Annotated in this window: 25 protein-coding genes and 2 pseudogenes; 6 read left to right on the top strand and 21 right to left on the bottom strand. The window is 71.5% G+C overall.

Annotated elements, in window-relative coordinates; all coding sequences use genetic code 11:
• Positions 1 to 20 precede the first annotated feature (20 nt).
• From AC0L6Y_RS07545 to AC0L6Y_RS07575, 7 genes are all read right to left on the bottom strand, one after another.
• Complete coding sequence (locus tag AC0L6Y_RS07545; protein ID WP_473550307.1) at positions 21 to 581, bottom strand: nucleoside/nucleotide kinase family protein; 561 nt, start codon at positions 579 to 581, stop codon at positions 21 to 23.
• Complete coding sequence (locus tag AC0L6Y_RS07550) at positions 571 to 1,365, bottom strand: energy-coupling factor transporter transmembrane component T family protein (protein WP_473550310.1); 795 nt, start codon at positions 1,363 to 1,365, stop codon at positions 571 to 573. Before AC0L6Y_RS07550 ends, AC0L6Y_RS07545 begins: the two co-directional genes overlap by 11 nt.
• Positions 1,362 to 2,858 carry an ABC transporter ATP-binding protein gene (locus AC0L6Y_RS07555; RefSeq protein WP_473550313.1) on the bottom strand — a complete coding sequence of 499 codons (1,497 nt, stop codon included), beginning with the start codon at positions 2,856 to 2,858 and terminating at the stop codon, positions 1,362 to 1,364. The genes AC0L6Y_RS07550 and AC0L6Y_RS07555 overlap by 4 nt, the downstream gene beginning before the upstream one ends.
• A gap of 8 nt (positions 2,859 to 2,866) precedes the next feature.
• A complete protein-coding gene (locus tag AC0L6Y_RS07560) occupies positions 2,867 to 3,490 on the bottom strand; it encodes an ECF transporter S component (protein ID WP_473550316.1) in 624 nt (207 codons plus the stop codon).
• 190 nt (positions 3,491 to 3,680) lie between these two features.
• On the bottom strand, positions 3,681 to 4,499 hold the full coding sequence (locus AC0L6Y_RS07565; RefSeq protein ID WP_473550319.1) for a glycosyltransferase family 2 protein: 819 nt from the start codon (positions 4,497 to 4,499) through the stop codon (positions 3,681 to 3,683).
• A gap of 9 nt (positions 4,500 to 4,508) precedes the next feature.
• The gene (locus AC0L6Y_RS07570; RefSeq protein WP_473550322.1) at positions 4,509 to 5,021 is read right to left on the bottom strand and encodes a GNAT family N-acetyltransferase; all 513 of its coding nucleotides are present in this window, start codon (positions 5,019 to 5,021) and stop codon (positions 4,509 to 4,511) included.
• 20 nt (positions 5,022 to 5,041) lie between these two features.
• Entirely contained in the window at positions 5,042 to 5,752 is a 711-nt protein-coding gene (locus AC0L6Y_RS07575; RefSeq protein ID WP_473550326.1) for a M23 family metallopeptidase, read from the bottom strand.
• A 363-nt stretch (positions 5,753 to 6,115) separates the two neighbouring features.
• Between AC0L6Y_RS07575 and AC0L6Y_RS07580 the strand changes: the two genes are divergently transcribed.
• A complete protein-coding gene (locus AC0L6Y_RS07580; RefSeq protein ID WP_473550329.1) occupies positions 6,116 to 6,337 on the top strand; it encodes a hypothetical protein in 222 nt (73 codons plus the stop codon).
• Between the two features lie 6 nt (positions 6,338 to 6,343).
• Here the strand turns inward: AC0L6Y_RS07580 and AC0L6Y_RS07585 are convergent, their stop codons facing one another.
• From AC0L6Y_RS07585 to AC0L6Y_RS07600, 4 genes are all read right to left on the bottom strand, one after another.
• Positions 6,344 to 6,910, bottom strand: a complete 567-nt coding sequence (locus tag AC0L6Y_RS07585; protein ID WP_473550331.1) for a hypothetical protein — start codon at positions 6,908 to 6,910, stop codon at positions 6,344 to 6,346.
• An 80-nt stretch (positions 6,911 to 6,990) separates the two neighbouring features.
• Entirely contained in the window at positions 6,991 to 8,520 is a 1,530-nt protein-coding gene (locus AC0L6Y_RS07590; protein WP_473550334.1) for a DUF7059 domain-containing protein, read from the bottom strand.
• 28 nt (positions 8,521 to 8,548) lie between these two features.
• The gene (locus AC0L6Y_RS07595) at positions 8,549 to 9,985 is read right to left on the bottom strand and encodes an MFS transporter (protein WP_473550337.1); all 1,437 of its coding nucleotides are present in this window, start codon (positions 9,983 to 9,985) and stop codon (positions 8,549 to 8,551) included.
• Positions 9,982 to 10,374, bottom strand: coding sequence for a VOC family protein (locus tag AC0L6Y_RS07600; protein ID WP_473550341.1), 393 nt, complete (start codon positions 10,372 to 10,374; stop codon positions 9,982 to 9,984). The genes AC0L6Y_RS07595 and AC0L6Y_RS07600 overlap by 4 nt, the downstream gene beginning before the upstream one ends.
• 145 nt (positions 10,375 to 10,519) lie before the next feature.
• On the opposite strand from AC0L6Y_RS07600, the gene AC0L6Y_RS07605 reads away from it, so the two are divergent.
• The gene (locus tag AC0L6Y_RS07605) at positions 10,520 to 11,014 is read left to right on the top strand and encodes an FBP domain-containing protein (protein ID WP_473550345.1); all 495 of its coding nucleotides are present in this window, start codon (positions 10,520 to 10,522) and stop codon (positions 11,012 to 11,014) included.
• Between the two features lie 12 nt (positions 11,015 to 11,026).
• On the opposite strand, the gene AC0L6Y_RS07610 is transcribed toward AC0L6Y_RS07605, so the two are convergent.
• The 5 genes and pseudogenes from AC0L6Y_RS07610 to AC0L6Y_RS07630 form a co-directional block, all read right to left on the bottom strand.
• Positions 11,027 to 11,230 carry a hypothetical protein gene (locus AC0L6Y_RS07610; RefSeq protein WP_473550347.1) on the bottom strand — a complete coding sequence of 68 codons (204 nt, stop codon included), beginning with the start codon at positions 11,228 to 11,230 and terminating at the stop codon, positions 11,027 to 11,029.
• A 30-nt stretch (positions 11,231 to 11,260) separates the two neighbouring features.
• Positions 11,261 to 12,457 (bottom strand): cation:proton antiporter, encoded by a 1,197-nt coding sequence (locus tag AC0L6Y_RS07615; RefSeq protein WP_473550350.1) that lies wholly within the window; start codon positions 12,455 to 12,457, stop codon positions 11,261 to 11,263.
• A gap of 9 nt (positions 12,458 to 12,466) precedes the next feature.
• Positions 12,467 to 12,652 (bottom strand): cation:proton antiporter regulatory subunit, encoded by a 186-nt coding sequence (locus AC0L6Y_RS07620; RefSeq protein ID WP_473550353.1) that lies wholly within the window; start codon positions 12,650 to 12,652, stop codon positions 12,467 to 12,469.
• Between the two features lie 155 nt (positions 12,653 to 12,807).
• Positions 12,808 to 12,960, bottom strand: a pseudogene (locus AC0L6Y_RS07625) (cation:proton antiporter regulatory subunit); the annotation flags it as partial.
• 37 nt (positions 12,961 to 12,997) lie between these two features.
• Positions 12,998 to 13,387, bottom strand: coding sequence for a DUF3500 domain-containing protein (locus AC0L6Y_RS07630; protein ID WP_473550355.1), 390 nt, complete (start codon positions 13,385 to 13,387; stop codon positions 12,998 to 13,000).
• Positions 13,388 to 13,881: 494 nt separating this feature from the next.
• Between AC0L6Y_RS07630 and AC0L6Y_RS07635 the strand changes: the two genes are divergently transcribed.
• Positions 13,882 to 15,885: a nuclease-related domain-containing DEAD/DEAH box helicase gene (locus AC0L6Y_RS07635; protein ID WP_473550358.1), complete on the top strand. Its 2,004-nt coding sequence runs from the start codon at positions 13,882 to 13,884 to the stop codon at positions 15,883 to 15,885.
• 27 nt (positions 15,886 to 15,912) lie between these two features.
• The gene (locus AC0L6Y_RS07640; protein ID WP_473550362.1) at positions 15,913 to 16,959 is read left to right on the top strand and encodes an NYN domain-containing protein; all 1,047 of its coding nucleotides are present in this window, start codon (positions 15,913 to 15,915) and stop codon (positions 16,957 to 16,959) included.
• Here the strand turns inward: AC0L6Y_RS07640 and AC0L6Y_RS07645 are convergent.
• Positions 16,956 to 18,428 carry a sensor histidine kinase gene (locus tag AC0L6Y_RS07645; RefSeq protein WP_473550365.1) on the bottom strand — a complete coding sequence of 491 codons (1,473 nt, stop codon included), beginning with the start codon at positions 18,426 to 18,428 and terminating at the stop codon, positions 16,956 to 16,958. The two genes, AC0L6Y_RS07640 and AC0L6Y_RS07645, sit on opposite strands and share 4 nt — an antisense overlap.
• Positions 18,425 to 19,154, bottom strand: a pseudogene (locus AC0L6Y_RS07650) (response regulator transcription factor). Before AC0L6Y_RS07650 ends, AC0L6Y_RS07645 begins: the two are co-directional and overlap by 4 nt.
• 365 nt (positions 19,155 to 19,519) lie before the next feature.
• On the opposite strand from AC0L6Y_RS07650, the gene AC0L6Y_RS07655 reads away from it, so the two are divergent.
• Entirely contained in the window at positions 19,520 to 19,990 is a 471-nt protein-coding gene (locus tag AC0L6Y_RS07655; RefSeq protein WP_473558372.1) for an RNA polymerase sigma factor, read from the top strand.
• A complete protein-coding gene (locus tag AC0L6Y_RS07660) occupies positions 19,987 to 20,532 on the top strand; it encodes a hypothetical protein (RefSeq protein WP_473550368.1) in 546 nt (181 codons plus the stop codon). The genes AC0L6Y_RS07655 and AC0L6Y_RS07660 overlap by 4 nt, the downstream gene beginning before the upstream one ends.
• Before the next feature lie 124 nt (positions 20,533 to 20,656).
• On the opposite strand, the gene AC0L6Y_RS07665 is transcribed toward AC0L6Y_RS07660, so the two are convergent.
• Genes AC0L6Y_RS07665 through AC0L6Y_RS07675 form a run of 3 tightly spaced genes read right to left on the bottom strand, consistent with a single transcriptional unit; the run spans position 20,657 to position 26,308 of the window.
• Positions 20,657 to 21,556 carry a formylglycine-generating enzyme family protein gene (locus AC0L6Y_RS07665; RefSeq protein WP_473550372.1) on the bottom strand — a complete coding sequence of 300 codons (900 nt, stop codon included), beginning with the start codon at positions 21,554 to 21,556 and terminating at the stop codon, positions 20,657 to 20,659.
• Positions 21,557 to 21,590: 34 nt separating this feature from the next.
• Positions 21,591 to 23,351 (bottom strand): YhgE/Pip family protein, encoded by a 1,761-nt coding sequence (locus AC0L6Y_RS07670; protein ID WP_473550377.1) that lies wholly within the window; start codon positions 23,349 to 23,351, stop codon positions 21,591 to 21,593.
• Entirely contained in the window at positions 23,348 to 26,308 is a 2,961-nt protein-coding gene (locus tag AC0L6Y_RS07675) for an MMPL family transporter (RefSeq protein WP_473550380.1), read from the bottom strand. Before AC0L6Y_RS07675 ends, AC0L6Y_RS07670 begins: the two co-directional genes overlap by 4 nt.
• Between the last annotated feature and the right edge of the window lie 14 nt (positions 26,309 to 26,322).

Below are 26,322 nucleotides of genomic sequence, written 5' to 3' on the forward strand. Positions count from 1 at the left end.
AGTAGCGAGAATCGAGGCGGCTAGGAGTTCAGATCGATCACCAGATCGGCGAGCGGCGCCGGGGGCTCCTCGAGGCGGAAAACGGACTCCTGCGCGGCCCAGCGATCCCAGTGCGGGGCATAGAGGCTGCCGTCGCGCCCCAGCGCCCGCCGCTTGCGCTCCTCCGCCTCCAGCTCCAGCCAGATCCCGAAGCTCGCACCTCGGCGGTTGGCGGCGCTCAGCGCCCCGCAGCCTTCGATGACGAGCGGCCGCTGCGGGTCGAGCGGATGCCACTCGGCTGACCGGTTCGCCTCCCAGTCCCAGCCTCGCCAGCCGGGGTCACGGGCGCGGAGCACATCCGCGTGCACCATCTCGCTGCCCTCCCGCAGCCCGTCCCAGCCCGGATAGAAGTCGTCGAGGCTGACCAGCTGCGCCTCGCCGGAGGGCGTCGCCACGAGCGAGACCAGGCGCCGCGCGAAGGTGGTCTTGCCGGCGCCGGAGCCGCCGTCGATGAGGACGACGGGTCGACGCGCGGAGCCGAGGCACGCGCGCGCCACCTCGCACAGCAGGTGCGCGCTCAGCACGTCGGGGTCACTGGACAACGAACGTCCACGCTCCGGTCAGGACGGCGACAGCGACGGCGGCGCCCGCCACCAGCGCGGTGGCCGCGAGCAGCAGCCAGCCGTTCGCGCCGAAGCGGGACTCGCGCGCCCAGGTGCGGGGGGTGTCGCCGCCGAATCCGCGCGCCTCCATCGCGGTGGCGAGGGTGCTCCCCCGCCGGATCGACAGCACGAGGAGCGCGAACGCCATGCCGGCGAAGCGCCGGACCCGCCCGCGGTCGGCGATTCCGCGCGCGCGCCGGGCCAGTTCGAGGGCTCGCCAGTCGTCGCGGAGCACCCCCAGCAGGCGGAACGCGGCGAGGGCCCCGAGAACGAACCGGCTGGGCAGCCGCAGCACCTGCGCCAGCCCGTCGGCGAGGTCGGTCGGGTCGACACGGGCGAACAGCACGATGCCGGGCAGCGCGATCGCCAGCACGCGCAGCACGGTGGCGAGCGAGAGCAGGAGCGAGCCCTCGCTGATGCGGATCAGCGCCCACTCGAAGAGCACCGTGCCCCCGGCGCGCCCGTACAGCGCCACCGTGAGCCCCGCGAACGGCGCCGCGATCCAGACCGGCCAGGTGCGGGCCCAGAAGCCGCGCCAGCCGAGGCCGCTCATCAGCACGAGCGGGATCTCGAGGACGAGCGCCACGCCCGCCGAGACCGGGTCGATCGACATGACGAGCACCGCGGCGAGCATCAGAGCCGCGAGCAGCCGCGCGACCGGGTTGATCCGTTCGAGCCGAGACGTCGTGACGAGTCCGGTCGCCGGCGCGAGCGTCGCCGTCACGATTCCGCCCCCGATGCCGTCAGCCGAAGCTGCATCGTGGCGGCCTCACGCACGAAGTGCTCATCGTGCGACGCGGCGATCACCGCGCTTCCCTCGGCCCGCACCTCGTCGATGAGCTCGACGAGCGAGGCCCAGCTCAGCGCATCCTGTCCGAAGGTCGGCTCGTCGAGGATCAGCACCCGCGGGCGCGTCGCGAGGGCCGTGCCGACCGAAAGTCGGCGCTTCTGCCCGCCCGAGAGCGTGAACGGGTTCGCCCCGGCGAGCGCGGCCAGGCCGAGTCGGTCGAGCAGGCCGCCGACGCGCGCCTCGACCTCCGCCTCGGCCAGCCCCAGACTCCGGGGACCGATGGCGAGCTCCTGGCGCACGGTCGCCGCGACGAACTGGTGCTCCGGCGCCTGGAAGACTATTCCGAAGCGAGTCAGCAGCTCGCGCGAGCGCCAGCGATGCGGGGCGCCGGCGAGTCCGCCCGCCAGCTCCGGACTCGCGTCGACCCGTCCCCCGGCGGGGGGAACGAGGCCCGCGAGGGTGAGCGCGAGCGTGGACTTGCCCACCCCGTTCGGCCCAGTCAGCGCCACGGTCTCGCCCGCGGAGAACGTGGCATCGAGCGTCCAGGGCAGCGGACGACCGCGCTCCCGGGCCACGCGCAGCGCCGCGGCCGAGACCATCCCGGGCCCGGCCGCGCCGGCTGGCCGAGGTGCGAGTCGCGGCTCCCGTCCCGGCACCCAGACTCCGCCGGCCGCCAGCTCCGCGCCGCGCTCCTCGAGAATCCGGGCCGGCGTGCCGTCGGCGATGAGCGAGCCGTCGGCGCCGAGCACCAGCACGCGATCGACGAGGTCGTGCCACAGGTCGACTCGGTGCTCCACGACGAGGAGCGTCGCCCCGGTGCGATCGAGCACCTCGGCCACCGCGTCGCGAACCTCCCGGGCACCCGCCGGGTCGAGATTCGCGGTCGGCTCGTCCAGCAGCAGCGCCCCCGGCCGCATGGCGAGCACCCCGGCGAGCGCGAGGCGCTGCTTCTGCCCGCCCGAGAGCGCCGACGTGGAGTGCGCGCGTCCGACGTCGAGCCCGACCGCCTCCAGCGCCGCGTCCACGCGCGACCAGATCTCGTCGCGCGGCACCCCGAGGTTCTCGGGACCGAACGCGACGTCGTCTCCGACGCGCGCCATGACCGCGTGGGATTCGGGATCCTGCAGCACCAGTCCGACGCGCCCGCGCGCGGCGGCGGGCTGATCCCGGTCGACGCGCAGCGTCCCCTCGGTCTCGCCCTCCTCCGCACCGCCGAGCACCCCGGCGAGGCCCGCGAGCAGCGTGGACTTCCCGGAGCCCGAAGGACCGAGCAGCAGCACCCGCTCCCCCGGCTCGATGCTGACGTCGAGCGCGCGCACCGCCCAAGCGCGTCGCCCGGCGTGCCGCCAGCCCCACCCGTGCGCGCTCAGACGCGCGGGCGCACCGAGGTGCGTCGCGGTGTCCGGGTGCGTCACGGGTGGGGTCATGAGCGTGCCTAGACCTCGGCGGTCCGCTCGCGTCCGGCGGCGAAGCGGCTGAGCGCCCCGGTCGCCGCGAGCGCCCGCATGAGCAGCCACGAGCCGAGTCCGGCGATCACGGCGCCCGAGATCGCGAAGCAAATCGCGTAGACGACCATGAAGGCCGGCTCGACGCCGACGTAGTAGATGACGAACTCGCTCAGTGCCGCCGCGAGGCCGGCACCCGCGCCGGCGAGCATCGCGACGTAGACGCGCCAGTTGGCGTAGAGGAAGGCGAGCAGCACCAGTTCGGCGCCGAGACCCTGCACGAGGCCGGAGACGAGCGTGAGCGGCCCCCAGTAGGTGCCGATGAGCGCCGAGACGCTCGCCGCGACCAGTTCTGTGAACAGCGCCGCGCCGGGCTTGCGGATGATGATGCCGCCGAGCACACCCGCGAACAGCCAGACGCCGTACAGCAGGCCCTGGGCCCCGGGGAGGAGCGCCCCGAGCGCGTCGCCCGGGATCGAGTAGGCGAGCCCGAAGGCCCAGAACACCACTCCGGCGGCGACGCCGATGACGGCGGCCACGACGATGTCGACGACGCGCCAGCGCCAGACGATCGCCCGCTTCGCGGAGGTGGGAAGAGTGGATTGCGTGGTCACGAATCGTGCCCTTTCGTTGAGGAAAGTGCACGGGCGATCAATCGCGCGATGGGCGATCAACCAGAGATGCCTCCCTGCGCCGGCATGATCCGGATCAGGTTCGACGGTCGAAGCTTGATGAGCTTCCTCTCAGCCCGGCCTACCGGACTCCCGTGTTCGTCCCCGAGCATAGCGCGTGCGCCTCGGGGCGTCAGCGCAGGGCGGCCCGGCGGGCTCGCGACCAGCGCACCCCGTGCAGCAGCGGGTAGATCGCCGAGAAGATCACCATCGGGGCTCGGAGCGCCGGGTTGGTGATCCCGTGGGCGTCGTAGGTGCGATCGAAGCGGCCCACGTAGTAGAAGTAGTCACGCGGGCTGTCGTCGAGTCGGCGCGCCGACATCCCCGCCACCATCTTCGAGCCGTAGACGACGCGGTGCCCGCGGTCGAAGAGGTGGATGCTGATGTCGATGTCCTCGTGCATCTCGTCCGCCTCGTCCCGGCAGACGACGTCGCGGATGTCGCGCCAGGCGGTCGCGCGCACCGCCATGTTGCTGCCGAACACGAAGTGGTAGTCGCGCGCCAGCTTCAGGATGCCGCGGCGCAGCGTGTCGTCGGCGCGATGGCCCCAGCGCCGCAGCGGCATGTCGTAGTAGATGACCGGCCCGGTCGCCGCACCGACGGTCGGGTCGGCGAAGAGCGCCTTGACCTGCTCGACCCAGTCCGGCTCGAGCACCGAGTCGGCGTCGATGCGGCCGATCACCTCGCCGAGCGCCAGGTCCATGCCGAAGTTCCGGGTGGGGATGAGCCCCTGTTCGGCGTCCTGCGAGAACACCCGCAGCGGCGCGTCCGGGAACTCCTGCGTCAGCGCGTGCAGAAGCGCGAGGGTGTCGTCGGTCGACTTGTTGTCGATCACGAGGATCTCGTCGGCGGGCACCGTCTGCTCGATCGCCGCGACGACGCAGGCGCGGATCGTGGCCTCCTCGTTGTAGGCGGGGATCACGATCGACACCGTGGGCGAGGGGGTGGTCATGAGTTGATGCTATGCCGCGGGAACCTCGGCGGCGAACAGCGCGACCTCGACGCTTCCGCCCTTCGTCGACTGGCGTCCGACCTCCTGAAAGCCGAGGCGGCGGTGGAAGGCGAGCGAGCCGGGATTCGGCGGCTGCACGTTGACCTCGCAGAGCACCTCGGCGTGGCCGAGCGCCCGCGCCGCGTCGAAGACCGCCGCGTACAGCCGCGGTCCGAAGCCCTGGCTCTGCAGTCGGGCAGCCAGCACGATGCGATCGACGTAGAGGAACCCTCGACCGGTCTGCTCGGCCCGCGCGCTGAACCAGCGGTAGTTCTCGCTGTCGTAGTCGCAGCCCGGGGGCAGCGCGAGCAGGAAGCCCGCCGGGGCGCCGTCGTCGACGACGAGCCGCGGGGCGGCGAGTTCGGCCAGCGCGGCCAGCTCGTCTCGCCCGGTGATCGGCACGGCCGGGTAGGCGGCATCGTTGATCGCCACCAGCGCGTCGAGGTCGTCGGGCGAATACGGGCGGATGCTCGGCTCAGTCACCGGGACAGGCTACTCGCCGCTTACTGGCCCCACTCGACGTTGACGTGCGACTGCAGCCACGACAGCGGGTCGAAGAAGGTGCCGTCGACATTGATCATCGCGAAGTGCAGGTGCGTGCCGGTGCTGAGTCCGGTGTTGCCGACGCCTCCGACGGTGTCGCCGGGCGCCACGGTGTCGCCCACCGAGACCGGCACGCTGCCGGACAGCAGGTGCGCGTAGACGCTCCGCACGATCTGCCCGTCGATGTCGTGCTCGACGACGACGTGGACCCCGAGGTCACCGGAGATGCTGTCGATGCCGACGACGGTTCCCGCGGCGATCGCCCCGACCGAGCTGCCGGACTCGGCGTCCCAGTCGATGCCGAGGTGATAGGTCGAGCAGGTGGCGCACGGCGCCGCCCGGGATCCGAAGTAGTCGGTGACCGTGGTGCCGGGGTTGATCGGCCACTGCACGACGGTGAACGTCGAGACGGCCCAGCCGCTGCGCTCGATCTCCGGTGTCGCCACGTAGCCGGTGGAGAACGTCTGGAGGCTCGCCTGCACCTCTTCCGCCTGGACGGTGGTCGCCGCGGCGGGGAGCTCGTTGATGCCGAAGCTCATCATGCAGATCGCGGCGGCGCCGACGGCGAGCTTGCGACGGCTGACGTCGAGGAAGGTGCGCTTGCCGCCGAAGACGTGGTGCTCGTTGATGTCGACATCGGGCAGCAGATCGGGGTCATGGGGCAGGGGCACGGCGGGCGGAACGTGGGAGTGGAACAAAGAAGAGCACTTTCGATCGGGCGCACCGCAGTGCGCTACGCGCACCGAAGTGCGCCGAGAAGCCATCTGTGGCGGTCCTACGAGGGGGTGTGGGGCTCAGCCGCGGGCTGATCACGGCGGAAGAGTCGCACCGCGCCCTGCTGGGCCCACATTGATAGTGCGACATCAACCTGGACGGGCTCTGGACGACTCATGAGTGGACACACAGGTGGAGTCTCGGCAAATACTCGGGTACGGCTCTTGCCCCTCGACGCATCCGGGTGTGTCATGGAAGTGATTCCGGATCGGCGCGGAGTCCACACTTCGCACCGGCACGATGACGAGCCGGGAGGCACCATGAAGGACACGATCGGGCACGACACGCGACGCGCAGAGCTGCTCGTCACGCAGGCGGTCGAGGGCATCTACCGCGTCGAGCGCGAAACCGAGACCATCGGCTACGTCGTCTGCGCGGGCCGCGTCTACGTCGCGCTGTGCGGGCCCGTGTACAACACCGCGGTCGAGGTGGCCCAGTGCCTCGACCTGGAGACGGCGGCCGAGCGCGTGGCCCGGGCGTAGCCCGACCTAGAAGTCGAAGCCGCCGAAGTCGGCGCCGAACGCGCTGTCGAACGAGCCGTCGTCGAACGCGGCCTCGTCAGCGCTCCCCGCGGCGCTCTCGTCGCCGCCGCTCGCGTCCTGCGCGTCATAGGCGGCATCCCACGGCAGGAAGGCGCTCACGAGCGCCGAGCCGATCACGTAGCCGGCCACCGTGCCGAGCAGCGTGCTCGCCACCATCGAGCCGAAACTGGGCGCCGACTGCGACGCGGTCAGCGAGCTCTCGAGGGATCCCGGGGATCGCATCTCGGCGCGCGTGGCGGCCCGCGCCAACGTCGCAGGCTCGCTGGAGAGGGGGCGTTCGCCGGTGCCGGCGCCGCGGCTGAGCTCTTCGTAGATGACGGCCCGCTGCTCATCGCTCAGCTTGCCGAAGGCCTCGACATGCACCTGCTCGATCGTTTCGGGGGGTGCGGTGCGGATCAGGTAGCGGTAGCGCTCAATGGCCCGCTCATCCGCCGTTGACGGCGATCGACGCGAGGGTGACGCAGATCCCGCCGACTGCTCAACGCCGCCGAACAGCCGTTCGAAGAGTCCCATGTCCGTCCTTTCGGGGACAAGGCTACGAACCCCGTCTGGGTGCGCGCTGAAACGACGCTGTATGCGTGATAACGGTGTGGTTACGAGACGGCCCCGGCGTGGACGCGGAGCAGCCCGCCGAGGCACAGCTCCCGCACCTCCGGCAGGATCTCGGCCCGCAGGGCGCCGTCGTCGACGTCGAGAAGCGCCGCGACGGCGACGAGGATGCTGCCGAGCGACAGTTCGCCGTCGCAGGCGCCGACGACCGCGGCGAGCGCCGTGCCGACGCGGAACTCGCGCCGGAAGCCGCCGCCCTGACGCAGCGTCATCACCGTCGGGTGCTCATCGCCTGGCCAGTAGTGGCGCTCCTCCGTCACATCGGGCGCCACCGCCAGGTGGAGTGCGGCGAGCCCGTCGTCGTCGAGAGGCGCGATCGCGTCGTGGGCGGCGAGCGCCTCGGCAAGGTGCCCACCGAGTCCGGCCGCCGCGTCCCCCAGCGCCGCGTCGAGCCGTTCGGCGCGCGCCAGCGCAGCGGGCGGGGCCGAGGCTGTGCGGCCCGGCGCACGCAGCAGCAGATAGCCGAAGCCGATCGCGCGCACGCCCCGCGCCTCGAAGTCGTCGAGCCAGGCATCCACCAGGGGCTCGTAGTCGGGGTGCCCGGGTCGCGTGCCGCCGTCACGGATCCAGGTCTCGGCGTAGGCGGCGGGATCCTGCGTCTCGCGTTCGATGATCCAGTACTCGAGTCCCGCCTCCTCGGCCCACTCCACCGCTCGTTCGAGCCCGTCGCGCGCGCCGTACTCCCAGTTGCCGAGCAGCTGCGCGATTCCGCCGGGGGCGAGGTGATCGGCAAGCCCCGCCACCACCTCCGAGAGCAGCGCGTCGCCCACGCGTCCGCCGTCGCGGTACTCGTACTCGGGCACGCCCGGCCGGCGCGGCGTGATGACGAACGGCGGGTTCGAGACGATCCGATCGAATCGCTCCCCCGCGACCGGCTCGAACAGGCTGCCGAGTCGCAGATCGAGCGTCACCTCGTTCAGCCCGGCCGTCATCGCGGCGAACTCGAGGGCTCGCGTCGAGATGTCGGTGGCGACGACCTCCTCGGCCTCGCGCGCCAGATGGAGCGCCTGGATGCCGCTGCCCGTTCCCAGGTCGAGGGCCCGGCCGACGCGACCCGGCAGCTGCAGCCCGGCGAGGGTCGACGAGGCGCCGCCGATGCCCAGCACGTGGTCGGGTCGGAGCGCGCCCCCGGTCGCCATCTCGCCGAGGTCGCTCGCGAGCCACCACCAGGCCGCCCCGCGCGCGTCGATCACGTCGTAGGGGCGCAGGTCGAGGGTCGCGACGCAGAGCCCGCCGTGCGGTTCGATCAGCCCCGCCTCGACGGCTCCCGCGACACCGAGCGTCGGCAGCGCCGCGGCCACCTCGGCGGCGTTGACCTCGAGCCCCAGCACGAACAGCCGCGCGAGAACCGCCGCCGGTTCGTCCCGCGACTCCAGCGCGCGGGCGGCCGGAACTCGGTCGCCGCGGCCGAGCGCCGCATCCGCCATCGGACCCCAGAGTTCCCGCAGCGTGTCGACACGGAAGGACGCCGTCGAGAGGTCGGTCCGCAGAGCGGCGAGAAGGTGCGCGTGCATCCCCCCATTCAACCCGAGTCCCACCGGCTCAGCTCGCGCTCGGCGGACCGGGTTCGCGGGAGAGCAGCTCGCTGGCTCCGAGCCCGGTCATGCCCTCATCGGTAGCGTCGCCCGCCGCAACCAGCGGGTGGCGCAGCTCGTCCTGCGGCAGCTTCGCGAGCACGATCACGAGCACGGCGAGGACGGCCGGCACGAGGCCCGCGATCAGGAAGGCGGGGCCGAAGCCGATCCACTCGCCGATCGGTCCCGCGATCGCCATCGACACCGGCATGAACAGCAGCGACACGAAGAAGTCGAGGCTCGAGATCCGTCCGAGCAGCTCGGGCGGGACGCGGCGCTGCAGCAGCGTGCCCCAGATGACCTGGCCGACCGAGAACCCGGCGCCGACGATGAACACGGCGATCACCATGAGCCAGAGCTGGTCGGTGAACCCGATCACGACGAGCGGCAGACAGCTGAGCCCCCACGCCAGGTTCATCACCGTCAGATAGCGCCGCGGCAGCGGCAGCGAGGCGACGACGAGCGAGGCGATCGCGCTGCCGATGCCGAAGGCGGCGAGCACGAGCGCGAAGGAGCCCGCCCCGCCCCCGGTCTGGTCGGTGACGGCGAAGGGCAGCAGCACCTCGATCGGCCCCATGATGACCAGCACGAGCAGCGAGGCGAAGACGAGGGTGGCCAGCAGCCACGGGGTGCGCACCATGTAGCGGAAGCCCTCGGCGATGTCCCTCAGCAGGCTTCCCACGGCGCTGCGCGCGGACGGAGGCGCGGGGGCATCGGCGGCCAGCGCCGCCTCGTCGCCGGGTTCCGATTCGGAGCGCCGCAGCGGCGTCGGCTTCAGGCGCGTCAGCACGAGGGCTCCCGCGAACTGCGCCGCCGCGACCACGACGAAGGCGAGCGCGGGCGATGCCGCCGCGATCACGGCACCGGCCAGCGCCGGTCCCGCCGCCTGCATGATCGTGGGTCGCAGCGTGCCCTCGACGCCGTTCGCCGCGAGGAGATCATCGGCGGGAAGAATCGCGGGAAGCAGCGCCGAGTAGGCCGGATAGAAGAAGCCGTCCGCGACGCCGAGCACGAACCCGACCACCGCCAGGTGCCAGATCTGCAGCGTGCCGGTCAGCGCCAGCGCCGCGATCGCGCCCGCCACGAGGGCCTTCGTGAGCTCGATCGTGAGCAGGATGCGCTGCTGCGGGATCAGATCGGCGACCGCGCCGCCGAACAGCACGGCGATCAGCAGGCCGACCGCGTTCGCCGTCGCCACATACGACAGGTCGACGGGGCCGCCGCCCAGTTCGCGAATCTGGAACACCGACGCGACGAGCCACACGCCCGTCCCGGCGAGAGACAGGACCAGCGCCACGGCGAGGATCCGGTAGCGCGACTCGAGGAACGGGCGCATCGCGCGGATCGGCGCGCGCGCCGAGCGCCGCCCGCGCCGCGGGCGCTCCGTCCCTGGGGTTTCCGTCACTCGCGCTCCTCGATGATCCCGACGACGTTGCCCGCCGGGTCGGCGATCCAGGCGATCGTCGGACCGTCCTCGGGCGAGTCCGAGCGCGCGACGCCGTCCTCGCCTTGACCGGGGAAGTCCGGATAGCGCAGCAGTTCGACTCCGGCGGCGGCTAGCTCGGCGACGGCCGCATCCATGTCCGCGACCACGAGGTTCAGCACCGTGAAACCCGCGGCGGCGTGCTGCTCGCCCTTGTCGTAGATGAAGACGGATCCGCCGCCGGGGAGCGTCAGTTCGAGCCCCATCGACGTTGCGACGATCGCGAGACCGAGCCGGTCGCGATAGAACCGGAGCGCCTCATCGAGGTCGTCGACCGAGAAACTGGAGAAGGCGCCGATGGTGGTCAGCATGGGTCAGATCCTTCCGAATCGATGCGTACAGCGCTCACGATGCCACGATCGCGCGGCGATGCATATCCTCCCCACGCCAACTGGGTGGCGGCTGACCCCGCGACACCGCGCGCGCTCGCGAGGAGCCGCCTAGGGTGGAGGGCACATGAAGCCGTTGACCGCATCCGAGATCCGCGCCTCGTTCGTCAATGCCACGCGAGGCGAGATCGACCGTGTTCCGATGCCGGGGCTGCACGAGGTCGTCTGGGACGACCGCGAGTACCTCGGCTGGCGCGACCACAGCGCGCCGCAGCGCGGGTACCTCGTGGTCTGGCGCGACGACGAGCCGGTCGGACTGGTGCTGCGCGCGGCGGAGAACCGCGGCCGCGTCGGGTCGGCGATGTGCTCGCTCTGCGCGACGGCCCAGCCCTCGGGCCAGGTGACGATGTTCTCGGCCGCGCGCGCCGGAGATGCCGGTCGCGCGGGCAACACCGTCGGAACCTACATCTGCGCCGACCTGGCGTGCTCGATCCTGATCCGGATCGCACCGCCGCCCTACGAGCTCCAGCCCGAGCCCGAGGTGCTGATCGCGCGTCGCTCCGCGACGCTGAAGGCGCGACTGCACGCCTTCACGACGCGCGTGCTCGACGACGCCGCCTGAGCGGCGCCGGAGTCAGTCGAACTTCTCGAGCAGGTGGAACGGGATCGCGAAGGCGATCGACGACACGATGACGCCGAGGATGAACAGCGTGGCCTCGAAGGGGAAGCCCGGGGCGCCCAGCGACGCGAAGATCTCCTGACCCAGGAATGCGTAGCCGAACAGGGCGAACGAGCCGACGAACAGCGCAAAAGACACCACGAACCAGAAGACCTTCATGCGCACAGCCTAGCGAATTCGGGCGCGACCTCAGCCGCGCGACTCGGACGCAGCGACGGCCGGCGGCGTCGGCGCGACCCAGCGACGGAACCAGCCCGCATCCGGCACGCGCGCCAACAGCGGACCGGCGATGACGGTGATCAGGACGTAGGCGGCGACGAGCGGGGCGAGCTGCGGTTCGATGCCCGCGCTGACGGCCAGGCTCGCGATCACGATCGAGAACTCGCCACGCGGCACGAGCGCGAAACCGGTGCGCCAGCGTCCGAGCTTCCCGATGCCCGCCATCGCCGCGCCGCGGTAGCCGCTGAACACCTTGGTGCCCATGGTCACCAGCGCGAGCAGGGCGGCGATCGGCAGGAGCGGCAGAATCGAGGCGGCGTCGGTGGAGAGACCGAAGAAGACGAAGAAGATCGCCGCGAACAGGTCGCGCAGCGGCGCGAGCAGCTCCTCGGCGCGCTCAGCCACCTGGCCGGAGATGGCGATTCCGACGAGGAACGCCCCGACCGCCGCCGAGACGTTGACCTGCTGGGCGAGCCCCGCCACGAGCATCGTCAGGCCGAGCACCCCGAGCAGCAGCGACTCGGAGTGGGTCGACGAGAACGCCGCCGAGATCTTGCGCCCGTGCCGGAGAGCGGCGAACAGGATCACCAGCACGACCACGACCGCGATCACGAGCGCCGTCGCCCCGGCCAGCACGCCCGCGCCGATCACCAGCGCCGACAGCACGGGGAGGTAGAACGCCATCGCGAGGTCCTCGATCACGAGCACCGAGAGGATGACCGGCGTCTCGCGGTTGCTGAGCCGCCGCAGATCGCGCAGGACCTTCGCGATCACCCCCGACGAGGAGATCCAGGTCGCCCCGGCGAGCGCGAGCGCCGCGAGCGGCCCCCAGCCGAGCGCGAACGCCAGGATCGCGCCCGGAGCGGCGTTCATCACGAGGTCGAGCAGGCCCGCGGTGCGCGCCTGCTTGAGGCTGGCGACGAGTTCCGGCGCCGTGTATTCGAGCCCCAGCATCAGCAGCAGCAGGATGACGCCGAGCTCGCTGCCGATCTCGAGGAACTCCTCGCCGGCGTGGATCGGCAGCACTCCGCCGTCGCCGAGCAGGAGTCCGACGATCAGATAGAGCGGGATGGCCGAGAAGCCGAAGCGGTTGGCGACGCGCGCCAGCACGCTCAAACCGAGCAGGAGCGCCCCGATTTCGATCAAGAGCAGGGTCGACTCGTGCACGGTGGGGCCTTACTCTGCGCCGCGGTCGAGCAGTCGCGCCAGGGATTCCAGTCCGGACCGCGTGCCGACGGCGATGATCGTATCGCCTCCCTTGATGGGGGTGTCCGGCGTCGGCGAGGCGATGATGTCGGAGCCGCGGATGATCGCGACGATGGAGGTCTTGGTGCGGGTGCGCGCCTGCGTGTCGCCGAGCACGCCTCCCGCGAACGGCGAGGTCGGCGGCAGCGCAGCTGCTCCGTGAACAGCCCGGCGACCTGGGTGGAGATCGCGGCCAGCTGGCCGAGCATGACAGAGGCGCCCAGGATGTCGGCGAGGCCGACCGCCTCCGCCTCGGTGAGGTCCACGGTGCCGAGGGCGGCATCCGGGTCGGCGCCATCGAAGATGGCGAGCTGGCGCTCTCCCGAGCGCTGCGAGACGACCCCGATCCGGCTTCCCGACTCCGTCACGAGGTCGTGGCGGGTGCCGATCCCGGGGAGATCGATCTTCTCGATGCGTGCGGCCATGCCGACAGCCTAGGGCGCGGGGCAGAAGTTGCCTGAATCAGGCGTCGAGCACCTCCGGCTCGACGAAGATGGTGTCCTCCGCGACGACGACCGAGATCGCGAGCTGCGTTCCGGACAGCTGGAGGAACACGCTGCCCGAGGCGTCGTCGAAGAGCACGGTCACCGTGTACTCGTCCGAGCTCCAGACGGTGCCGCCGCCGGCCGCCGCGTCGAGCGCGTCGTCGGCGTTCATCATGGCGAGCAGGTGCGAGTAGGCGTCGGGGCTCAGCACCGCACGAAACAGCGACAGGATCTGCATGCGCTCACCGGCCCCGAGATCGCCGAGGCGGATCCCGGTGGCCGCGTCGGTGAGCCGCGCGAGCTGTTCGGCGTCGAGCTCCGCCAGCACATCTTCGAGGGTGCTGGTGAGCTCCGCGTTCGACGACATCCCGCTCCTGCACCGTGCTGGATGTCGTCGACGCGGTTGCGGCGGCGGCGACCCCGCCGGCGGAGAGCCCGCCGATCAGAGCCAAGGTCGCGATCGCGCCGATGAGCTGACGAAGGACGCCGCGGTGGAACCGGAGGTCCGCGGGGCTCGGCCCGCCGGTCCGGGAGGCGTCGGACCGGTCGGGGCGAGTGTCGTTCGTGCTCATGAGGACATTCAGCCGTCCGCGGCTATGCGCGTCTCGTGGAGCGGCTGAGCGAGAGCCGAGAGAACGGATTGCCCCCCGAACGCGCGGATTGCGGGGGTAGACAGGTCGCGCCATGCTGGGGGCACGGATGCAAGCCGGGGGGCTCCCGCATCCGCACACGAGGGGGAACACCGTGGCAGCGGGACATTGATCTGCCGTCGAGACGGCGCGGGGCGGCACAGTCGGCCCCGACGAGCGCGCACGCTGCGCGGGCGTCGCGGCGCAGATCTCGCGCGCCTTCGACGCCGCAGTGTCCCGCCCGGCACGCCTCACCGAGGCCCTGCTCGAGCTCGAGCCGCTCGGCTGGACCCTTCTCACGCAGCGCCGGTGGCCCGTGCGAACTGCCGGCAGCGTGGACGCGATCCTGGTCGGCCCGGGTGGTGTCGTCGTCATCGACGTCGTGCCGTGGCGCGCGGTGACCCGCGTCGCCGAGACGGTATGGGCGGGCGAGACCGAGGTCACCGAGCACGTCGCCACGACCGGCGACCTGGTCTACTCGCTTCAGGAGCAGCTGGCCGAGATCGGCCTGCCCGCGACCTCGGTGCACGGCCTCCTCGTCGGCTCGGACGCCGGCGACGTGGACCCCCTGATCTTCGGCGTGCGGATCCTCGGCGGCGATGCGCTCGCGCTGCGCACCATCGCGCGGCTCCCCCGCGTCCTCCGCGCCGAGGAGGTCGCGCGCGTGCGCACCGAACTCGAAGCGCACTTCCCCTCCCTGACGACCGGGCCCATCCCCGTCGTCCGGCCCCAAGCTGACACGCTCGACGTGTCATCGTCGGCTCCCGGAGCCGACACCCCCAGCAGCCCCGGCCAGCAGCTCGAGCAGCGCCTGCCCCCCAACCAGGTGCTCGAGGATCTGCTGGCCGGGGTGTCCTCACCGCCGGCGGCACCGCGGGTGGGCCTTCTGGACCCGCCTCAGGCGCGTGCCATCCGACGCAGCTTCGCCGGGCCGAGCCGCATCCGCGGCGCGACCGGCACCGGCAAGACGCTCGTCACCCTGCATCGGGCCGCGTACCTGGCTCGCACGACCGGGCAGCGCGTGCTCGTCACCACCTACGTCAAGACGCTCCCGCAGGTGCTGGCGGCGCAGTTCCGCGCCCTGGCGCCCGATGTGGCCGAGCAGGTCGAGTTCCACAGCGTCCACTCGTTCGCCTACCGTCTCCTGGTCGAGCGCGGGCAGCGGCCGCGGCTCGACGGCAAGCTCGCGCGGGACGCGTTCCACGAGGCCTGGGCCGAGGTGGGCGCCTCCGGTGCCCTCGCGCGCGCGGATGCGAACCCCGTCTACTGGCGCGACGAGATCGTGTACGTGATCAAGGGCCGCGGTCTTCGCGTCTGGGAGGAGTACGCGGCGCTCGCGCGCACCGGCCGCCGGCGCGCGCTCGGGATCGACCTGCGCCGCGAGGTGTGGGAGCTGGCCCTCGCCTACGAGGCCGCGCTGCAGCGCCACGGCATCGTCGACTTCGAAGACCTCGTGCTGGACGCCGAGCGGTCGCTGCGCACGACGCCCAGCACGGCGTTCGGCGCGGTGCTGATCGACGAGGCCCAGGACCTCTCGTGCGCGATGGTCCGCATGCTGCACGCCCTCGTGGGCGACCGGCCGGACGGCCTCCACCTCGTCGGCGACGGCCAGCAGACGCTCTACCCGGGCGGGTACACCCTCGCCGAGGCGGGAGTCGCGACCGCGGGGCGCGGAGTCGTCCTGACCAGCAACCACCGCAATTCCTCCGAGATCCTCGCCGCGGCGCATGAGCTGATCGACGGCGACGAATACCTCGACATTGACGGGGCGCTCACGACGGCCCCGCTCGAACTGCCGGCACTCGCACGCCGCGGACCGGCGCCGGTCCTGCGCGTGTTCCCGTCGCGCGCCGATCACGACGTCTCGTTCATCGGCCACATTCGCGGGCTGCTGGACGCCGACACCGGACTTCGCGCGAGCGACATCGCGGTGCTCTCGCTCACCCGATGGAGCAGCCGCGAGGCGGTCGTCGCACTCGAGGCCGCGGGAATCCGCACCCAGGACCTCCAGGAGACGGATGCGCGAACCGACGCGGTCCACGTCGGCACGATCAAGCGAGCCAAGGGCCTCGAGTTCGCGGAGGTCGTCGTCGTGCAGGCGCCGGGCGAACTGCTCGACCAGCCCGCCGACTCCGACAGCGACGACGGCACCGCCGAAACGCGGGAGTTCCAGCGCCGCGAACTGTACGTCGCGATGACCCGAGCGCGACACGGTCTGTGGGTCGGAGTCGCATAGTGCCCCGGAAGAGGCAAGACTGAGGCCATGGCCTCCCCCACTGATCCACGCGTCGCCGTCTACATCGACTTCGACAACATCGTCATTTCGCGTTTCGACCAGCTCCACGGCAAGGGGGCCTGGCGCAACGAGAACGCGCGCGACGCGCGCCCCGGCGAGAAGGGCGAGCTGAGCGCGAAGCTCACCACCGCCACCGTCGACGTCGGCGCGATCCTCGACTACGCCTCCAGCTTCGGCACGGTCGCGCTGAGCCGCGCCTACGCCGACTGGTCCGTTCCGGCCAACGCGAGCTACCGCAGCCAGCTCGTCGACCGCGCGGTCGATCTGACCCAGATGTTCCAGACCACGAAGGCCGGCAAGAACGGCGGCGACATCCGCCTCTCGGTCGACGTGCTCGAGGACCTGTTCCGACTTCCGGACCTGACCCACGTGGTGATCGTCGCGGGCGACTCGGACTACATCGCGCTCGCCCAGCGCTGCAAGCGCCTCGGGCGCTTCGTGATCGGGATCGGCGTCACCGGAGGCACCAGTCCGGCGCTGATCGCCGCGTGCGACGAGTACGAGATGTACGACGCGATTCCGGGCATCGAGAAGGCCCCGGCGGCCCCCAGCGCCCCGGCGCGCCGTCGCGGCGGCAAGTCGTCGAGCAAGTCGGAGCCGGCCGCGGAGAGCGAGAACCCGGAGGCGAAGTCCGCTGAGCCCGACACCGAGAAGTCGGCCGGCGACTCCGAGGGCGAGAGCGAGTCGCGCGAGCTGAGCGCCGCCGCCGCCGCCCGCCTGCTCGACCGCGCGCTCGAGCTCGGCCACGCCAAGGACGTCGAGTGGCTGAACCCCTCGGCCGTGAAGTCCCAGATCAAGCGCATGAACCCGTCGTTCAACGAGAAGCTGCTCGGCTTCAAGACCTTCACCGACTTCGTGCTCGCGCACGAGGAGATCGCCGAGGTGAAGGTGGAGGGCAGCCAGCGCAGCGTGCGCAAGCGCGAGGCGCCGGCCGCCGAGCCGGAGCCGCCCGCCAAGCCGGCGACCCGTTCGCGACGCGCGCGGAAGCCCGCCGCCTCGCCCGACAGCGACTAGGCGGAGCCGAGGGGCAGCTCGACGACGAACTCGGTGCCGTCGGGCGAGCTGGTGACGTGAACGCTGCCGCCGTGGCTCTCGACGATCGCGCGGACGATCGCGAGCCCGAGGCCCGTGGAGCCGCCCGGCGTGGTCGTCTGGCGCGCGCGGGCACGCGAGTCGTCCCCGCGCACGAAGCGCTCGAACAGGGTGGGCAGAATCGCCTCGGGGATCCCGGGGCCGTCGTCGGCGATGCGCACGCGCGCGAACTCATCGTCGGCGTCGGCCGAGACCGTGACCCGGGTGCCCTCAGGCGTGTGGATGCGGGCGTTCGCCAGCAGGTTGGTCATCACCTGGTGCAGCCGCCCCGCGTCGCCGGGAATCGTCACCGGCTCGTCCGGCAGGTCGAGCTCCCACTGGTGCTCCGGCCCCGCCGCGTGCGCATCGCTGACCGCATTGATGAGCAGCCGCGAGAGGTCGACCGGGTTGCTGTGCAGCACCGGCCCCGCATCGAGGCGTGCCAGCAGCAGCATGTCCTCGACGAGCGAGGTCATGCGCTGGGACTCCGAGTCGATGCGCTCCAGCGAGCGGGCGAAGTCGGGGTCCAGATCCGGTGCCTTCGTCCGCACGAACTCGGAGTACCCGCGAATCGAGGCGAGGGGGGTGCGCAGCTCGTGGGAGGCATCCGCCACGAAGCGGCGCAGCTTGTCCTCGCTCTCCTGGCGCGCCGTCAGCGCCGTCTCGACGCGGCCGAGCAGTCGGTTGAGCGCCGAGCCCACACGGCCGACCTCGGTGCCCGGGGCCGTGGCCGACTCGGGGACGCGCTCCGCGAGCTGCACCTCGCCCTCGTCGAGCGGAAGCTCGGAGACCCGGGTCGCGGTGGCGACGACGCGGTCCAGCGGACGCAGCGCGATCCGCACGACGACAGTCCCCAGAGCGGCCGCCGCGCCGAGCGCGAGCGCGGTCACGAAGGCGATCGTGATCGCCAGCTGGGTGACGGTCTCGTCCACGTCGTCGAGCGAGAGACCGACGATCACGGTGGTCGTGGCGTTCAGCGGCTCGGCGATGACACGGTAGCGCCCGAGGTCGCCGCCGAGGTCGACGGTGTACGGCTCGCCGTCGACCGGGATCGACAGCAGGTCGAGGCTCTGCGCCTCGGTGAGCGACTGGTCGTCGCCGGTCTCGGTCAGGTACCCGGCCTGCACGAGCACGCCATCCATGACGAGCACGCCGATGGCGCCCGCCGCTTCGCCGAGCACGAAGCCCCCGACGGGCGGCGGCTCGTCGCGATCCTCGACCCCGCCCGGGCGCCCCAGGGCGGTGCCGGATCGCCCGACCGAGGAGTCGAGCTGGCGATCGAGACGATCGATGAGGCTGTTCTGGAGCACCGCGGTGCTGACGCCGCCGATGGCGACGCCGAGCGCCACGATCAGCGCGAGGATCCCCGCGATCAGCCGTCGCCGCAGCGACCAGGGTCGACGTGTCGTCACGAGGCCGGCTTCAGCACGTAGCCGACCGAGCGCACGGTGTGGATCATCGGCTCACCGAGCACATCGATCTTCTTGCGGAGGTACGAGATGTAGAGCTCCACGACGCTCGACTTGCCGCCGAAGTCGTAGCTCCACACTCGATCGAGGATCTGCTCGCGGCTGAGCACACGCCGCGGGTTGCGCATCAGGAAGCGCAGCAGCTCGAACTCGGTCGCGGTGAGATCGATCGAGACGTCGCCGCGACGCACCTCGTAGCTCTCCTCGTTCAGCACGAGGTCGCCGACGCGGATCTCGGGGCCGTTGTCGACGGTCGCGCCGACCATCGTGCGACGCACCAGGCCGCGAAGCCGGGCGACGACCTCCTCCAGGCTGAACGGCTTCGTCACGTAGTCGTCGCCGCCGGCGGTGAGTCCCGCGATGCGGTCGTCGACGCCGTCCTTCGCGGTGAGGAACAGCACGGGCGCGTCGTTCCCGGATGCGCGAAGCCGCTGCAGGCACCTGCAGCCCATCGATTCCGGGCATCATCACGTCGAGGACGATGACGTCGGGGTTGAACTCGCGCGCGACCCGCAGGGCGGTGTGGCCGTCTTCGACCGCGCGCGCCTCCCATCCCTCGGCGCGCAGCGCCATGCGCATCAGGTCGCCCAGGCTCGCCTCGTCGTCGACGACGAGGGCGCGAACCGGGGAGCCATCGGGGTGCCGCAGGGTGGGTGCTGCAAGTGTCATGAGCACAGCCAAGCGCAGAAGTCTATGGATCAACTGTGCCTGCCGCACCGAGCCCGATCACGGGCCTTGACACGTGCCGTGCGCGTCCGGCGCCGCCGTCGCCATCACGGTCGACTTCCGCCGTGACCGGGGGCTCCGGTGAAACGGGGCATAATTAGTCAATCGAATTGTGCAATTGATGACGTTCCATCATGAAATCTGTGAGACTTCTTGGAGATTTCTGTTGCAGAGGTGTCACGATTCCGGAAATCGGGACACTACATAGTGGAGGTGAAGACGTGGACCCCGACGTTGACCTGATTCGTCGTGCGCTCGCGCACGACGATCGGGCTTTCGGCGAACTGTTCGACCGGCATTCCATCGCTGTGTACCGATTCGCATACGCACAGACCCACGACGTGGTGAGCGCTCAGGAACTCGTTCAGGAGACGTTCGTGACGGCGTGGAAGAAGCTGTCCGACATCCGGCTCATCGACGCCTCGATGCTGCCCTGGCTCCTCGTCACCTGCCGCTACCACGCCCAGAACCTGCGCCGCATCATGGCAAAGCACGACTGCCTCCCGCTCGATGAGCACATCGCCAACCGCGGGGCGGAGTCGCTCAACCGCGAGCACCTCGCCCACGTGGAAGAGCTCGAGTGGGTGTTCGAGGCGATCAACCGACTGAGCGCCACCGACCGTCGCGTCGTCGAGCTGTGCCTGTACGAGGGCCGCTCCTACCGCGAAGCCGCCAACGAACTCGGGATCACCGTCAGCAACGTCACCAAGCGCGTGCAGCGCAGTCGCGAGCGCCTGCGCCGGCAGCGCGCGGTCGCCGCAGAGGAGAGCGTGTCGTGACCCGCCTCCCCAACGACAACGAGATCCAGAGCCAACTGGCCCCGGTGCGCGCCCGCGTGCTCGCGTCGGCACGGGCAGAGCACACGCTGGTCGGCCTGCCCCTCCCCGGACGTCGCCGCCGCCTGCTCGCGGTCGGCGTGGCCGTCTCGGCAGCGGTGGCCCTGACCGCAGGAGCCATCGGCGTCGCCAACGCCTACTACGACGCCGCGACGACCGCGTGGTGCTACGAGGCGCCCGATCTCGCGTCACGGTCGGTGCAGGTCGTCGATGCCCGCGCGGCCTCCCAGTTCATCGGCGTCGCCGACCGGCTCACCGAGACGTCGCCGATCGAGCTGTGCGCCGAGCACTGGGAGTCGGGCGAGCTCAGCCGCTCGGCCCACGCGCCCGCGAGCGCGAGCGCGACCGGCGATGTGCCCGCGCTGGTGGCCTGCGCCAAGTCAACACGACTCGCGTTGGTCTTTCCCCTCAGGGAAGGTCTGACGCCCGAAGAACTCTGCGGGACCCTGGGTCTCGCGGCATGGGATTCCGACTCAGGGGTGTGAGGAATCTAGCCGGACATCGAGCCCAGTTCTCGGTCTTCGCAGAGCAAAGGCGGTGCCCGCCCCGTGGATCAGGGCCACGGCGGCGGGCACCGGCCGAAATCTCCCGCACGGGAGACACGATGGTTCAGCGCGCGCAGCGGAACCCGAGGTGCGTCGTTGACGAGTCCTCCGTCTGCGCCGAGCGCGCGGCCGGACGGTAGCGCAGACAGTACTCGGGGGCGCAGAGGTGCGACCCGCCCTTGGTGACGCGACGCGAACGAGGATCGGGACGGTCGCTCACCGCCGCGGCAGCCGGGCTGCAGCCGCACGAGACGGCGGGCGTCGTGTGGGTGTCCTCCCACGCATCCGCCGTCCACTCCCAGGTGTTGCCGGTCATCTCGTGGAGTCCGAAGCCGTTCGGCGGGAACGACCCCACCGGCGCGGTGCCGACCCAGCCGCGCGCGCCCGTGTTGAGGTACGGGAAGCGGCCCTGCCAGGTGTTCGCGAAGGGCTCCTCGCGCTGGTTCGCCTCCTCGCCCCAGGAGAACGTGGCGCCGTCGAGGCCGCCGCGCGCGGCGAACTCCCACTCGGCCTCCGTCGGCAGGCGCTTGCCCGCCCAGGCGGCGTAGCTCGCGGCGTCCGGGTAGGCGACCTGCACCACCGGATGCTCGAGCAGGTCATCGATCGTGCTCTCGGGGCCCTGCGGATGCCGCCACGACGCCCCAGGAACCCAGCGCCACCACTGCCGCCAGTTGCGAAGGTCGACCGGGCCGTCGGTCGGCGTGAACACCAGCGAACCGGGTTCGAGGCTCGCCAGGTCGGCGCCCGGGAACTCGGCCGGGTCGAGCGGACGCTCGGCGACCGTGACGTAGCCGGTCTCGTCGACGAACTCGGCGAACTGCCGGTTGGTGACCGCGTGCCGATCGATCTCAAAGGGCTTCACCGTGACCTCGACCACCGGCCCTTCCTCCGGATAGAACGCCTCGGATCCCATCCGGAACGTGCCGCCGTCGAGCCGAACCATGTCGTTGTCTGCCGTCACCATCGTGACTCCATGCTACGAGGCCGCCGCGCCTCCCCTACGCGTTCACGGGCAGCAGTCCGAGCGCCACAGCGCGACGCGTGCGGCCGAGGGCGACCGCCGCGACCGCGACGCTCAGCGCGCCGAAGGCGAGAAGCGCCACGGCCATGCCCACGACGACGGAGGCCGAGCCGCTCGTGATGATCTGCTGCAGTCCCGTCGTCGCCCAGGTGAGCGGCAGGTACGGGCTGATCGCGGCGAACGGCGGCGCGAGCGCCTCGGTCGGCACGATGCCGAGCGCCGCGAGCTGCACCGCGAGCACGATGAACGAGCCGATCAGGCCGGGGCGCCCGAACGCGATCGTGAGGGCGGCGTGGAACGCGGTGAACGCCAGCGCCACGAGCAGCGAGAACACGAGGGTCGCGGGCAGCAGCGTCCACGAGACACCGGCGACCACGTGCAGCAGCCCGACGAGCAGTGCCGCCTGCGCCGCCGTGACGGCGCTCGCGCGCACCAGCGTCGTGGCCAGCAGGCGCCCCGAGGCAGCCGACGAGCCGAGCATGCCGCGGGTGAGCGGAGCGAGCGCGAGGAAGCTCACGATCGCGCCGATCCAGAGCGCCAGCGGCACGAGCGGCGTGGCGATCGCCTGCATGGCGCCCTCCACCTCGTTGTCGGTGGCGAGCTCGTAGCCGACCGGGTCGGCGGCGACCGCCGCGAGCGCCTCGGTCGAGCCCTCCTCCCCCAGGAACGCCTCGGCGCCCTCGTCGAGCCCGGCGGCGAACTCGTCCGAGCCGTCGGCCAGCTCGCCGATGCCGTCGGCCAGCTCGTCGGCGCCGGTCGCGAGCGGCGCGCCGTTGTCGGCGAGCGTCGTCGCCCCGGAGGCCAGCTCGGAGATGCCGCCCTGGATCCCGGTGACGGCGCTCGACGTGCCCGCGGCGAGCTCGCTGCCGCCGTCGGCGGCGTCCTCCAGGAGTGCCGAGAGGTAGGCGAGGGTGCCGAGCAGGGTCGGGTTGGTCGGGTCGGACTGCAGCGCCAACGTGGTCGCGGCGATCTGCTCGGAGAGCTGCGCGACCCCGGCCGTGTACTCCTGTGTGCCGGAGACAAGAGTGTCGAGCTCCTCGGCTCCCGCGTCGAGCTCACGCGCTCCGCTCGCCAGCGACGCCACCCCGCCCGTGTACGAGCCGACCCCGTCGGCGAACTCGACCGCACCGGAGGCCGCCTCGGCGGCACCGTCGGCCAGCTGCTGTGCCGCATCCGCCGCCTCGATCAGCGAGTTGCCGACCTCGTCGAACACGCCGACGATGAACTGCTCGGTGATCTCGCTGCCGAACGCGCGCACCATGCCGTCGCCGAGCGCGGAGGCCACGGCACCGGAAACGTAGGAGTGAGCGTCGTCCGTGCGAATCTCGATCGACGCCTGCTGCGGGTCGTCACCGCCGGTCGACAGGATCGCCTCGGAGAAGTCCGCCGGCACGGTGAGGATCGCGTAGACCTCGCCCGCCGCGAGCATCTCGGCGGCGTCGGAGTCGTTGGTCAGCTGCCAGTCCAGGTCGGCGGGCGAATCGGAGCCGGTCAGCTCGGTCACCAGCTGCCGCCCGGCGAGAATGTACTGCTCCTCGCCGTCGTCACCGGTCTGGATGATCGCCTCATCGTCGTTGACGATCGCGACCGGGACCCGCTCGAGGCCCGCCTCCGGATCGCCGACCGAGGCGAGGAACAGGCCCGCGAAGGCGAGCGGAACGAGAACGACCGCGACGACGGCGGCGATGCGCCACGAGCGGATGCGGCGCGACGCCGACACGGGAACCAGGGCGCTCATCGCGCAACTCCTTCAATCGCGGCAAGGGGAACCGAGGTGATGACGCGGGCCGGTGCGGCGGCGCCGACCACGAGGCCGGGCACGCCGACGATCACGGTCGTCGACGCCGGCGCGAGCCGGTCCAGCCCCCGCACGAATGCGACCGCGTCGCCGGGCTCGGCGAAGGGGTCCATCGCGTCGAGGATGACCAGCGGCGCGTCCTCGGCCAGTGCGACCGCCGCCAGGGCAAGGGCGCGCTCGAGCTGCGGCAGCTCGGCGAGCGAGGTCGTGGCATCGAGGCCGCCGCGGCGTCCGAGTTCGCGCAGCGCCGCGTTGAGACGCGCGATGCGGGCCTCGGCCGTCTGCTGCGAGCGCATCGCCCGACCCAGCGAGCCGGTCACGCGGATCCGCTCCACGATCAGCGGGCCGAGCTCGGCCGCGACGTCGGCACGGGCGGGGCCGTCGAGGTCGCTCAGGGCGACACGGCGGGCGGCGCGGGACGACTCCGAGGGCAGCGGATGCCCGAGCACGTGGGCGCGCCCCGAGACCGGCGGGATGCGGCCCGCGATGGTGGCCGCGAGCAGGCGACGCTCGGCGGCATCCACCCGCCCGGTGTCGAGCAGGGCGATCGCGCCGAGCGGCACGGCGAGCCGGAACGGGCCGGCGGCGTCGCGCTCCGACCCGATCGTGAGGTCGTCGAGGGCGACGGCCTCGCCCTGCGCCAGGCGCGCGTGCGCCCAGTCGACCGCCTCGCGGTGCTGCGCGAGGCTGGCCCCTTCGACGTCGAGGTCGGGCAGGATGCGGTCGAGCCAGCGCGGGATCTTCCACGCCCAACGGCCGGCGAGCGCCATCACCGCGGGAACCAGGGTCATGCGCACGAGGAACGCGTCGGCCGCGATGCCGACCGCGAGGCCGAGGGCGATCACCTTGATGACGTCGCTGCCCTCCGGCACGAAGGCGGCGAAGACGAAGAACATGATGAGCGCGGCGGCCGTGACCACGCGCGCCGCCCCGGCGAATCCGCGCACCACCGAGTCGCGGGCGATGCGGTTCTCCTGGCGCGGCGTGAGGTGCCGACCGGCGACCTGATGCACGTAGGACTCGCGCATGCCCGAGACCAGGAACAGCTCGTAGTCCATCGCCAGGCCGAAGAGGATCGCCATCAGCAGCACGGGCATGAAGCTCAGGATCGGTCCGGCCTCCGCGTGCAGCAGCTCGGCGCCCCAGCCCCACTGGAACACGGCGACGCTCGCCCCCATGCCGGCCAGCAGCGAGAGCAGGTAGCCGAGTGCGGCCTTGATCGGCACCAGGATCGACCGGAACACCATCGTGAGCAGCACGATCGAGAGACCGACGACGATGATGCCGAAGGGCAGCAGCGCCGAGTCGAGTCGCTGCGAGATGTCGATCTGCACCGCGGTGGTGCCGGTGACCGAGATCTGGGTGTCGTAGCGCTCCTCCAGCTCGGGAGCGAGCTCGCGGATCGCGTTCACCAGCTCGGTGGTCGCCGCGTCGGCGGGACCGGTCTCGGGGATCACCTGGATGATGCCGGTGTCGAGGGTCTCGTTCGGCACGCCGTCGCTCGTCGAGGCGACGCCGTCGAGCTCGGCGAGTTCGTCAGAGATGTCTTCCAGCTGCTCGAAGATCTCGGTGGTCTGCGTGATGTCGACCGTCACGATGAGGGGGCCGTTGCTGCCCTCGCCGAACTCCTCGGCGATGAGGTCGTAGGCGACGCGCATGTCGCTGCCCTCGGGCTGCTGCGCTCCGGTCGGCAGGGCGAGCTGCAGCGAGAAGGCGGGGATCGCGAGCGTGCCGAGCACGCCGACGACGGCCAGGATCGCGACGATCGGCGCCTTCACCACGAGAGCGACCCAGCGCTCCCCCAGCGTCGGCTGGTGGTTCGGCACCTCCTCGCCGGAGGACTCCGCGAGCGCCGCGCGAGCCCGTGCGGCGACCCGCGAGCGCGGACGCGGGGCGAGGCGGTTCTTCAGCAGCCCCATCACCGCGGGCAGCAGGGTGAGGGCCGCCAGCATCGCCGTAATGACCGACAGCGCGGCGGCAACGCCCATCACGCCGAGGAACGGGATGCCGACGACCAGCAGCCCGGCGAGCGCGATGACGACGGTGATCGCGGCGAACACGACCGAGCCGCCCGCGGTGGCGACGGAGGTGGCGGCGGACTCCTCCGCATCCATGCCGTTCGCCAGCTGCTGTCGGTGCCGGTTGAGGATGAACAGGGCGTAGTCGATGCCGACCGCGAGCCCGATCATGAGCGCGAGCATCGGCGTGGTGGTGGAGATCGTCGTGAACGCGGCCGTCACGAGCACGGCCCCGAGCGACACCCCGAGCCCGAGGAAGGCCGAGAGCAGCGGCAGGCCCGCGGCGACGAACGAGCCGAAGGTGACGATGAGCACGAGCGCGGCGAAGATGACGCCGAAGACCTCGACGATGGTGAGGCCGAAGTCGAACGACTCGAAGACGTTGCCGCCGAAGGCGATCTCGAAACCGTCCGCCTGCAGCGACTCGGGCGCGGCGCGGAGCTCGGTGAGCGAGGCGGAGGTGACATCCTCCATCGAGCTGTCGAACTGCACCTGCACGAGCACCGTGTCACCATCGGAGCTCACCGCGTCGCTCGCGAACTCGCTGAACGGCGACACCGCCTGGGCGACGCCGTCGATGTCGTTCAGGTCGTCGACGAGGCTCTCGATCTCGTCCGCGGCGACCGTCTCGAGCTCGGCGCCGTCGGCGTCGTGGATCACAATCTGGGCGCTGGCGCCCGCCGTCTGCGGGAACACCGCCGCCAGCAGATCGATCGCCTCCTGCGACTCGGTGCCGGGGATCTCGTAGGAGTCCTGCAGCGTGCCGCCGAGCAGCAGTCCGCCGCCGAGCGCGGCCGCGGTCGCGATCAGCCAGGCGACGATGACGAGGAACGCGCGGCGGTAGGCGAAGCGTCCGAGACGGAAGAGAAGGGTAGCCACAGTGAGGTACTCCG

Source organism: Pseudolysinimonas sp. 10J20-29 (assembly GCF_055809595.1).

Bases quoted from the DNA above. Each gene is read 5' to 3' on its own strand.
- AC0L6Y_RS07555 (WP_473550313.1), bottom strand. From the start codon at position 2,858: ATGACCCCACCCGTGACGCACCCGGACACCGCGACGCACCTCGGTGCG.
- AC0L6Y_RS07580 (WP_473550329.1), top strand. From the start codon at position 6,116: ATGAAGGACACGATCGGGCACGACACGCGACGCGCAGAGCTGCTCGTC.
- AC0L6Y_RS07610 (WP_473550347.1), bottom strand. From the start codon at position 11,230: ATGAAGGTCTTCTGGTTCGTGGTGTCTTTTGCGCTGTTCGTCGGCTCG.
- AC0L6Y_RS07600 (WP_473550341.1), bottom strand. From the start codon at position 10,374: ATGCTGACCACCATCGGCGCCTTCTCCAGTTTCTCGGTCGACGACCTC.
- AC0L6Y_RS07590 (WP_473550334.1), bottom strand. From the start codon at position 8,520: ATGCACGCGCACCTTCTCGCCGCTCTGCGGACCGACCTCTCGACGGCG.
- AC0L6Y_RS07585 (WP_473550331.1), bottom strand. From the start codon at position 6,910: ATGGGACTCTTCGAACGGCTGTTCGGCGGCGTTGAGCAGTCGGCGGGA.
- AC0L6Y_RS07565 (WP_473550319.1), bottom strand. From the start codon at position 4,499: ATGACCACCCCCTCGCCCACGGTGTCGATCGTGATCCCCGCCTACAAC.
- AC0L6Y_RS07665 (WP_473550372.1), bottom strand. From the start codon at position 21,556: ATGGTGACGGCAGACAACGACATGGTTCGGCTCGACGGCGGCACGTTC.
- AC0L6Y_RS07630 (WP_473550355.1), bottom strand. From the start codon at position 13,387: ATGTCGTCGAACGCGGAGCTCACCAGCACCCTCGAAGATGTGCTGGCG.
- AC0L6Y_RS07605 (WP_473550345.1), top strand. From the start codon at position 10,520: ATGAAGCCGTTGACCGCATCCGAGATCCGCGCCTCGTTCGTCAATGCC.
- AC0L6Y_RS07640 (WP_473550362.1), top strand. From the start codon at position 15,913: ATGGCCTCCCCCACTGATCCACGCGTCGCCGTCTACATCGACTTCGAC.
- AC0L6Y_RS07670 (WP_473550377.1), bottom strand. From the start codon at position 23,351: ATGAGCGCCCTGGTTCCCGTGTCGGCGTCGCGCCGCATCCGCTCGTGG.